The sequence below is a fragment of the Pseudomonas sp. genome (assembly GCF_049645325.1).
GTDB lineage: Bacteria > Pseudomonadota > Gammaproteobacteria > Pseudomonadales > Pseudomonadaceae > Aquipseudomonas.
In genome coordinates, this window is record NZ_JBARTQ010000206.1 from 1 (window position 1) to 9,237 (window position 9,237).

The 9,237-nt window shown below is 61.8% G+C and carries 12 protein-coding genes; 6 read left to right on the forward strand and 6 right to left on the reverse strand.

From position 1 onward, the window contains the following. The 4 genes from WBB95_RS09035 to folE2 form a co-directional block, all read right to left on the reverse strand. Positions 1–221: metal ABC transporter solute-binding protein, Zn/Mn family (locus WBB95_RS09035; RefSeq protein ID WP_424487272.1), on the reverse strand; the 221-nt coding region annotated here is incomplete at its 3' end. Between the two features lie 11 nt (positions 222–232). Then, entirely contained in the window at positions 233–1,099 is an 867-nt protein-coding gene (locus WBB95_RS09040; RefSeq protein WP_424487273.1) for a metal ABC transporter permease, read from the reverse strand. Further along, complete coding sequence (locus WBB95_RS09045) at positions 1,099–1,767, reverse strand: metal ABC transporter ATP-binding protein (RefSeq protein WP_424487274.1); 669 nt, start codon at positions 1,765–1,767, stop codon at positions 1,099–1,101. The genes WBB95_RS09040 and WBB95_RS09045 overlap by 1 nt, the downstream gene beginning before the upstream one ends. Then, positions 1,764–2,660, reverse strand: a complete 897-nt coding sequence (gene folE2, locus WBB95_RS09050; protein ID WP_424487275.1) for a GTP cyclohydrolase FolE2 — start codon at positions 2,658–2,660, stop codon at positions 1,764–1,766. Before folE2 ends, WBB95_RS09045 begins: the two co-directional genes overlap by 4 nt. A gap of 128 nt (positions 2,661–2,788) precedes the next feature. Between folE2 and WBB95_RS09055 the strand changes: the two genes are divergently transcribed. Beyond that, positions 2,789–4,000 carry an N-acetylmuramoyl-L-alanine amidase gene (locus WBB95_RS09055; protein WP_424487276.1) on the forward strand — a complete coding sequence of 404 codons (1,212 nt, stop codon included), beginning with the start codon at positions 2,789–2,791 and terminating at the stop codon, positions 3,998–4,000. On the opposite strand, the gene WBB95_RS09060 is transcribed toward WBB95_RS09055, so the two are convergent. After that, a complete protein-coding gene (locus WBB95_RS09060; RefSeq protein WP_424487277.1) occupies positions 3,997–4,365 on the reverse strand; it encodes a glutamine synthetase in 369 nt (122 codons plus the stop codon). The genes WBB95_RS09055 and WBB95_RS09060 overlap by 4 nt on opposite strands. A 127-nt stretch (positions 4,366–4,492) precedes the next feature. On the opposite strand from WBB95_RS09060, the gene dksA reads away from it, so the two are divergent. From dksA to WBB95_RS09080, 4 genes are read left to right on the forward strand one after another with little or no spacing between them, the layout of a single operon-like run. Further along, positions 4,493–4,897 (forward strand): RNA polymerase-binding protein DksA, encoded by a 405-nt coding sequence (dksA, locus tag WBB95_RS09065; protein WP_424487278.1) that lies wholly within the window; start codon positions 4,493–4,495, stop codon positions 4,895–4,897. Between the two features lie 27 nt (positions 4,898–4,924). Beyond that, complete coding sequence (zigA, locus tag WBB95_RS09070; protein ID WP_424487279.1) at positions 4,925–6,130, forward strand: zinc metallochaperone GTPase ZigA; 1,206 nt, start codon at positions 4,925–4,927, stop codon at positions 6,128–6,130. Then, positions 6,130–6,774: a DUF1826 domain-containing protein gene (locus WBB95_RS09075; protein WP_424487280.1), complete on the forward strand. Its 645-nt coding sequence runs from the start codon at positions 6,130–6,132 to the stop codon at positions 6,772–6,774. Before zigA ends, WBB95_RS09075 begins: the two co-directional genes overlap by 1 nt. 44 nt (positions 6,775–6,818) lie before the next feature. Then, complete coding sequence (locus WBB95_RS09080; protein WP_424487281.1) at positions 6,819–7,781, forward strand: CobW family GTP-binding protein; 963 nt, start codon at positions 6,819–6,821, stop codon at positions 7,779–7,781. Here WBB95_RS09080 and WBB95_RS09085 read toward each other — a convergent pair. Next, entirely contained in the window at positions 7,775–8,170 is a 396-nt protein-coding gene (locus tag WBB95_RS09085) for a DUF3301 domain-containing protein (protein ID WP_071485283.1), read from the reverse strand. The two genes, WBB95_RS09080 and WBB95_RS09085, sit on opposite strands and share 7 nt — an antisense overlap. 117 nt (positions 8,171–8,287) lie before the next feature. Here WBB95_RS09085 and pdxY point away from each other — a divergent pair, with 117 nt between their 5' ends. Then, positions 8,288–9,160, forward strand: a complete 873-nt coding sequence (pdxY, locus tag WBB95_RS09090) for a pyridoxal kinase PdxY (RefSeq protein ID WP_424487282.1) — start codon at positions 8,288–8,290, stop codon at positions 9,158–9,160. Positions 9,161–9,237 lie beyond the last annotated feature (77 nt).

Sequence of the window (9,237 nt, forward strand, 5' to 3'; positions counted from 1 at the left end):
ACCTTGGCCTTGAGCAGCGCCTTGGCGTCATCCGGGGTCGGCTCGTAAGTGTGGGCGTCAGCGTCGGGGCCGACCATGTTGCTGATCTGGATGTGATCGCCACCGATCTGGTGGGTGATGTCATCGAGAATGCTGAAGCTGGTGACGACCTGGAGTTTGTCGGCGGCCTGAGCCATCGACAGCGGCAGCAGAATGCTGAACAGCACGAGTAAAGCGCGCATCGGGAAACACCTCATTGGGATGTAAGAGACGGCGGGCGGCGCAGCAAGCCGTGCACCGGACCGAAGACCACGGACAGCAAATACCCACCGCCAGCCACCAGCACGATGGCCGGGCCGCTGGGCAGTGAGTAGTAGAACGAGAGCAACAAACCGAACCACACCGACAGGCATCCCAGCACCGCCGATACCGCGATCAACACCGGCAGGCGCCGGCTCCAGAAACGTGAAGCAATCGCCGGCAACATCATCAAGCCCACCACCATCAAGGAGCCGATGGCCTGGAAACCGATCACCAGGTTCAGCACCACCAGGGTCAGAAACATGCCGTGGGCCAACGGCCCGAGGCGGCTGACGGTCTGCAGGAACAGCGGGTCGAGGGTGTCGAGCAGCAGTGGTTTATAGATCACCGCCATGGCGATGAGGCTGAAGCCGGACACCCAGAGCATGCCGGTGAGCGTGGTTTCGTCCACGGCCAGGGCGGAGCCGAACAGCAGGTGCAGCAAGTCCAGGCGTTTACCGGCGATGCCTAAAATCAGCACGCCGGCGGCGAGGGAGATCGGGTAGATGGCGGCAAGGCTGGCGTCTTCGCGCAGGCCGGTGCGGCGGGTGATCCATGCCGACAAGCCGGCCATGCTCAGACCGGCGCCGAGGCCGCCGATGGTCAGCGCGGGCAGGCTGAGCCCGGCGAACCAGAAGCCGAGGGCGGCGCCGGGCAGGATGCCGTGGGCCACGGCGTCACCGATCAGGCTCATGCGCCGCAGGATCAGGAACACGCCCAGCGGCGCAGTGCTGCAAGCGAGCACCAGCCCGCCGATCAGCGCGCGGCGCATGAACACGAAGTCGAAAAACGGCATCCACAGGTGGGCGGCGAAGTGCATCAGGCCACCTGCATGTGCGGTTGCGGGCGGATCAGCTCTTTGCTGAGGCCGAACACGCAGCCGGCATTTTTGATCTGCAACACATGCTGGGTGTGATGGCGCACGGAGGCAAGGTCGTGGCAAACGATGACCACGGTACGGCCTTCATCGTGCCAGGCGTGCACGTGTTTCCAGCACAGCGCTTGGCCTTCTTCATCGAGAGCGGCGTGAGGTTCGTCGAGCAGTAACACCGGCGCTTCCGCCAGGCTCATGCGGGCGAGCAGGGCACGTTGCAGTTCGCCGCCGGACAACGCCATCAACGGGCGATGTTCCAGGCCCGTGAGGCACCAGTCTTCCAGCACGGCCTGCAAACGTTGGCTGCGTTGCTGCGGGGTGAGTGTTGTACCCCAAAAACCGGCGGCGACGAGCTCTTGCAAGCTGATGGGGAACTGGCGATCGAGGTGTTGTTGTTGAGGCAGAAATGACAGGCCGCCACGGCGTGGAACCTCCACGGTAACGTTGCCTGCCAGCGGCTTCTGCAAGCCGGCGATGACTTTGAGCAAGCTGCTTTTTCCGGTGCCGTTGGCGCCGATGATGCCGGTGAGGCTGCCTTTTTCCAGTGTCAGGTCGATGGCGGGCGTCAGCGGTTGGCCAGGAGCGCCCCAACGTAAAGCGTTACAGGTGATCATGCAGAGTCTCTCGTCCAGCGGCTTTCAGCCACGGCATCGTGCGCGTGCAGGCTTTCGGCATGGACCACTTTCAGGTGGAAGGCTTTGACGGCATCCGAGCGTTTCAAGGCGAGGTTCAGGCGGCGGGCGGCGTCTTCGCAGAACATCAGGTTCTGCCCATTGGCCAGGGCGAAGGCTTGTTCGTCCGCACGTTTCACGGCGGTTTGCACGGCGGTGCCGAGGGCGGCTTCGACCGCGTCGATCAGGTCGGTAATTGGCAGGGTCGGCAGCTCGCCGTTCAATTGGATCGACAGTTGCGCGCTGCTGCGCTGGCTGTGAGGCGTGGCAACAATACCGTTGGCACTGCCGAGCCAGGTCAATACGTCTTCATGCTGCAACGGCGTGTTGCCGAAATCTTCGAGAAATTGCTGTTGAATCAACTGCCTGGCGAGGGCAGCGGAGCAAGGGCAGGTGGAGGAATAGGTCACGTCAATTTTTAGTTCCACGTGGAACATCTGGTTTTCCAGGCGCGCTTCGATGCACACCGGGTAGCCTTTCCAGCCGGCTAACGGGCTCACCAATGCAGCGCGTTTGAGCAGCAGATCGGTGTGGATACGCAGGTAGGCGTTCTTAGATAAACCTTCATGACTCTCTAGAAAGCGCTCAAGTAGAGTACGCAGAAGCGCAGGCGTCAGTGGCTGTTGATCGAGTATTTCCAGGGCCAGGTACAGGCGTGACATATGAATGCCACGGGCTTCGCCGTCGTCCAGGCTTACGCCGGCGTCGGCAGTGGCGGTCAGGCGCTGACCGTCGATGAGGATCGGCAAAGCGATGCCGCACATGCCCACCCAGTCGAGTGGCAAGGCTTGGCGTGAAGCCTGCGCGGCGATGTCCGGCAGAGTCAGCGCATTCATGAGCAGGTCCATCGTTGGAAATAAAAAGACATGTTATATTATAACCATTGAGTCGACGATGATTTTTCTGCTCCAGCCTTTCTTCAGTCATGTCGAGCAGGGACGCTCCTTTATTTGCGGTATTTGTCATGCACAGACGTCAGCTCCTTAACCTGCTGCTGGTCAGCCCCCTGTTCACTTTGCCTCTGGGGGCCTACGCCACGCAGATTCGCAATGCGCGCCTGTGGCGCTCCGACGACAAACTGCGGCTGGTGCTCGACCTCAGCGGCCCGGTGCAATACAAGACCTTTTCCCTGACCTCGCCGGAACGCTTGATCATTGACCTGAGCGGCGCCGGGCTCAGTGGGGACTTCTCTCAGCTGGTGCTGAAAAACAGCGGGATTACCTCGATTCGCTCGGGGCATTTCGGCAAAAACGACACGCGCATCGTGCTCGACCTGGCCACGCCGATGCAGCTCAACAGCTTCTTGTTGCCACCTCAGGATGGCCAGGGTCATCGCCTGGTACTCGACCTGACCAGTGCCACCCAAGCGCCGCGCCAAATCGCCGCAGAGCCGGCGCCGCTGGTTGCGCCGGTGGATAAAGCCCATCCCAAGCGCGACATCATCGTGGTGGTCGACCCCGGCCACGGCGGCAAGGACCCGGGCGCCGTTGGCTCTAAGGGCCAGCGTGAAAAGGACGTAGTGCTGTCGATCGCCCAACTGCTTGCCAAGCGCTTGAAGCGCGAGAAAGGCTTTGACGTGAAGTTGGTGCGCAATGACGACTTCTTCGTACCGTTGCGCAAGCGTGTCGACATCGCCCGTCAACACAAGGCCGACATGTTTATCTCGGTGCACGCCGACGCTGCGCCACGCCTTACGGCCTCGGGGGCTTCTGTGTATGCGCTGTCGGAAGGTGGCGCGACATCCGCCACCGCGCGCTTCATGGCGCAGCGCGAAAACGGCGCCGACTTGCTCGGCGCTACCACGCTGCTCAACCTCAAGGACAAGGACCCGATGCTGGCCGGGGTGATTCTCGACATGTCGATGAACGCCACCATCGCTTCCAGCCTGCAACTGGGCAGTTCGGTGCTGGGCAGCCTGCAAAGCATCACCACGCTGCATCAGAAGCGCGTGGAACAGGCTGGTTTTGCGGTGCTGAAGTCACCGGATGTGCCGTCGATCTTGGTAGAAACCGGGTTTATCTCCAACACCCAGGACGCCCAACGGCTGGTGACGGCGCGTCATCAGCAGGCCGTTGCCGATGGCCTGTTTGAAGGCTTGAAAAAGTACTTCCAGAAGAACCCGCCGATGAACAGCTACATGGCGTGGGTCCAAGAGCAGAAGAACGGCCAGGTCTAACAGCCGGTAATGCGGCTGCACGTGAACTTGGCGCTGGCACCACCGGAACTGGAAAACCGGTTGATAGTGGTCCAGCCCACGCGGCGCGTGTAGCCGACCCACGCCTCACCATCGGACGCCAACCCGGTAAAGAACGTCAGTTGCCCATAGCGGCTGTTGGTCTGTGCCCAGTAGCGTTTGCCGATCACCTCAAAACCGCGCAAATACGTAGTGCTGCCCGCCGTCGCCACGCTGTAGGCATTGCCCAGCGGGTCTACGCAGGCCAGCAGGTTGGCGCTGCGCGTGCAGTGGGCCAACAGGCTCGGTGCCTGGGCGCAGGCAGGCCCCGCGGCCGCCAATAACAGGGCGCACACCAGGTATCTCATAAGGTTTCTCGCGGCAAGAACGTGCTCAAGCATTGCGCCCTTCGTCATGACGAGCAAGGGGGGGTTGGCTTATTAGTATTGTTATACTATAACATAAGCACACAGCCTGACCCGTGAACCGCTACCCATGACTGAACAAGACCTGCTGGCCCAACCGCCTGCCGACTACATGAATGACGCCCAGCAAGGTTTCTTCCGTGCGTTGCTGCTCACCCAACGCGATGAGCTGCAGGCGCGTATCGACGCCGAGTTTTTGGTGCTGCGCGAGCAGGAAACCAACAGCGACCCGGCCGATGTCGGCAGCGCCGAGGAACAGCGCCAATGGCAACTGCGCCTGCTGGAGCGCGAAAAAAAGCTGCTGGACAAGATCGACGACGCCTTGGAATTGCTGGCCCGCGGTGAATACGGCTGGTGCCGTGAAACCGGTGACGCCATTGGCCTGAAACGCCTGCTGCTGCGCCCCACCGCCACGCTGAGTATCGAAGCCAAAGAACGTGAAGAGCTGCGCGAACGCCATAAACGGGCGGTTTGACCGGCCAACCCTGATGAGGAACACCTGATGCCCAATCGTCTCCCCGTTACCGTGTTGTCCGGCTTTCTCGGCGCCGGTAAAAGCACGCTGCTCAATTACGTCCTGCGCAACCGTGAAAACCTGCGTGTGGCGGTGATCGTCAACGACATGAGCGAAATCAACATCGACGGCAGCGAGGTTCAGCGCGACGTCACCCTGAACCGCTCCGAAGAAAAGCTGGTGGAGATGAGCAACGGCTGCATCTGCTGCACCTTGCGTGAAGACTTGCTGTTAGAAGTCGGAAAACTCGCCAAGGAAGGTCGGTTCGATTACTTGTTGATCGAATCCACCGGCATTTCCGAGCCGTTGCCTGTGGCCGAAACCTTCACCTTCCGTGATGAAAACGAGCAAAGCCTGGCCGACATCGCCCGCCTGGACACCATGGTCACCGTGGTCGATGGCATGAATTTCCTGCTCGACTACCAGGCCGCCGAAAGCCTGGCCTCACGGGGTGAAACCCTCGGCGAGGAGGATGAGCGCTCGATCACCGACCTGCTGATCGAGCAGATCGAATTCGCCGACGTGATCCTGATCAGCAAGATCGACCTCATCAGCAGCCACGAGCGCGAGGAGCTGATGGCCATTCTGGAGCGCCTGAATGCCCAGGCCGAAATCATTCCGATGGTCATGGGCGAAGTGCCGCTGAACAAGATCCTCAACACCGGCCGCTTCGACTTCGAACGCGCCGCCCAGGCCCCGGGCTGGTTGCAGGAGTTGCGCGGTGAGCATGTGCCGGAAACCGAAGAATATGGCATTGCGTCGACGGCTTACCGCGCGCGCCGCCCGTTTCATCCGCAGCGCTTCTTCGCCTTTATCGACCGGCCGTGGGTGAACGGCAAACTGCTGCGTTCCAAGGGGTTTTTCTGGCTGGCCAGCAAGCACCAGGACGCCGGCAGCTGGTCCCAGGCCGGTGGCTTGATGCGCCACGGTTTTGCCGGGCGCTGGTGGCGTTTTGTGCCGAAAAGCCAATGGCCGCAGGACGAAGAGGGCGTTGCGGCGATCATGGGCAACTGGCAACTGAGCACCGGCGACTGCCGTCAGGAACTGGTGTTTATCGGGCAAAACATTGATTTCACCCAGATGCGCGCCGAGTTGGACGCGTGCCTGCTCACTGAAGAAGAAATGGCCCTGGGCGTCGAAGGCTGGCGCCTGCTGGCCGATCCTTTTGGCCCTTGGTTTGAAGAGGCCGCCTGATGCTCGCCCCGGTTATCACTCTGCGCCCTGTCATCCGGCAAACCCGCGGTGAAACCCCGCTGGCGTTGTCCGACATCCTCGAAGACGGCGTCAACCTGGCGCTGTGGCAGCGCCAGTTACCGCTGCATATCGCCGAGTTTGGCGCCTTGCTGGTGGCGCTCAACGAGCCGCTCGCCGAGTCCCTGGTGATTGAGCTCGACAACGAGGACGCTGTGCCGAACTTGCTGGGTTTGGCGTCCAGTTGTCGTGATCTTGAAGGCTACGAAGGCTTTATTGCCGATGTGTCGTGGCTGGTCAGCGCGTTCGCCTGCCTGCTCGGCGCCAAGCGCATAGGCGTGCGTTTGCGGCTGCTGGACAAGGCCATGTGCCCGCGTTTCCACGTCGACCATGTGCCTGTGCGGCTGATCACCACGTATGCCGGTGTCGGCAGCCAATGGTTGCGCGAAGGCGTGATGGACCGTCGTCAACTGAGCCAGCCGGATGCGGAGCCCACCGAGCGTATCGAGCAGGTTGACTGTGGCGAAGTCGCGCTGCTCAAGGGCACTAAATGGCATGGCAACGAAGGCCACGGGCTGATTCACCGCTCCCCGGCCCTCAAAGCCGATGAGCGCCGGTTGATTCTGACGCTGGATTGGCTGGCGTAACCGCGTAGGATCAAACGCTCTACACGGTCTGAATGATGCCCTCCATGCTGCAGAACATTCCCACTCACGTGATTGCCGGGCCTTTGGGCGCCGGCAAGACCAGCCTGATCAAGCACCTGCTTGCCCAACGACCGGCGAACGAGCGCTGGGCGGTGTTGATCAACGAGTTCGGGCAAATCGGCCTGGACGCCGCCTTGCTCACCCAGGATGACGACGGCATTGCCTTGGGCGAAGTCGCCGGCGGCTGCCTGTGTTGTGTGAATGGCGCACCGTTCCAGGTAGGCCTGGGCCGTTTGCTGCGTAAGGCCAAGCCAGACCGGTTGTTCATCGAGCCCTCGGGCCTGGGTCATCCGGCGCAATTGCTCAAACAGCTTCGCGAGGCGCCGTGGCAGGGCGTGCTGGCCGTCCAGCCCTGTGTGCTGGTGCTCGACGCTCAAGCGCTGGCGGCGGGCAAACCCTTGCCTGAGGCGCAACGCCAAGCGCTGGCCAGTGCCGGGTTGCTGGTGTTGAACAAGGATGAGGCGCTGGATGAGGCGCAGCGCCTGTCCATCGAACAACAGCTGCCGGACTGCCCGCGCTACTGGACGCGCCAGGCGCATTTGCCGCTCGACCGGCTACCCGGTTTGAACGAGCAGGGTTATGCGGCTGTGAATAATTTTGAAGTGCCCAAGGGGAGGGCGCAGATGCCGGCCATCTGGAGCGATCCCGCGCTGCCGATCTGCCTGAGTCAGGCCCAAGAGGGCGGCTGGAGTGTCGGTTGGCGCTGGCACCCGAGTCAGCCATTCGATACACAACGCGTGAGTCAGTGGTTGGCGCGTCTTTCGTGGCGGCGCGCCAAACTGGTTATCCACAGCGGTGACGGCTGGGTCAGCGCCAACGCTGTGGATAACAGCCCGCTCGACTGGCAACCCAGTGAGTGGCGGCGTGATTCACGTATTGAATTGATCTTCAGCGAACCACAGGGCGTGGCCGCGCTGCAGGCTGCGCTGGCCGCCTGCCGTCAGTGACGGTTCTTGGTGGCGTGGTCCTGGCGCCACTGGCTTAGCTCGATCACCTCGGCGCTGGGCAGAGGCGTCTTGATCTCGAACGGGTAGGGCGCCAGCTCGATCTGCGCGCTGTGGGCGCCGAATTGGGTGATGGTCCCGGGATGGCGGGTTTCGCCAGTCACCGTGAACTCGAAGTTATAAATGCGCGCCAGACGCCGCCGACCATTGGCATCCTTTACAAAACCGATGCGTTTGAGCGCCACCGCGCCGTCGAGCAATTCGATATCAAGCTTGGCGCAATGCTGCTTGACCCGCTCCAGCGCGCGCTCGCGCAGGCCGTGGTTGTGCCACACCCAGGCGGCACCGGTCGCCAGCAGCATCAATACGAAGATGTTTCCCAGGGTGAGCATGCGATGAACTCCAACAAAGTGAGAGCAGCTTAACTGTGTCTTCGGTCTGTCGTACAGGCTGCGTTTAGTCGCATACTGCGCGGCCAGAATTTCAACGGCTTTACGGAAATCTCCTGCATGAAACGCACACCTCATCTGCTTGCGATCCAGTCTCATGTGGTCTTTGGCCACGCCGGAAACAGCGCCGCCGTGTTCCCCATGCAGCGAGTCGGGGTGAACGTCTGGCCGCTGAACACGGTGCAGTTCTCCAACCACACTCAGTATGGCCAGTGGGCGGGCGAAGTGTTGGCGCCGCAGCAAATTCCGGCGCTGGTGGAAGGCATTGCCGCGATTGGTGAACTGGGCAACTGCGATGCGGTGCTGTCCGGCTACCTCGGCAGTGCCGATCAGGGCCGCGCGATCCTGACGGGTGTGGCGCGGATCAAGGCCATCAACCCCAAGGCCCTGTACCTGTGCGACCCGGTGATGGGCCATCCGGAAAAAGGCTGCATCGTGCCTCAGGAGGTCAGCGATTTCCTGCTCGACGAAGCGGCGGCAATGGCCGACTTCCTGTGCCCGAACCAGCTGGAACTGGACAGCTTTGCCGGGCGCAAGCCGCAATCGCTGTTCGACTGCCTGGGCATGGCCAAGGCGCTGTTGGCGCGCGGACCGAAGGCGGTATTGGTCAAGCACCTGGATTACCCGGGCAAGTTGCCGGAGGGTTTCGAGATGCTGCTGGTGACTGCCGAAGGCAGCTGGCACCTGCGCCGGCCGCTGCTGGCGTTTCCGCGTCAGCCGGTGGGCGTGGGCGACCTGACGTCTGGGCTGTTCCTGGCGCGCGTGCTGTTGGGCGACAGCCTGGTAGCGGCCTTCGAGTTCACGGCGGCGGCGGTGCATGAAGTGCTGCTGGAAACCCAGGCCTGCGCGAGCTACGAGCTGGAACTGGTGCGGGCGCAGGACCGTATTGCCCATCCTCGCGTGCGCTTTGAAGCCACACCGATCGGTCTGTAACTACACCGATCAAAAATGTGGGAGCGGGCTTGCTCGCGAAAGCGGAGTGTCAGTCAATACATGCATGACTGAAAGAC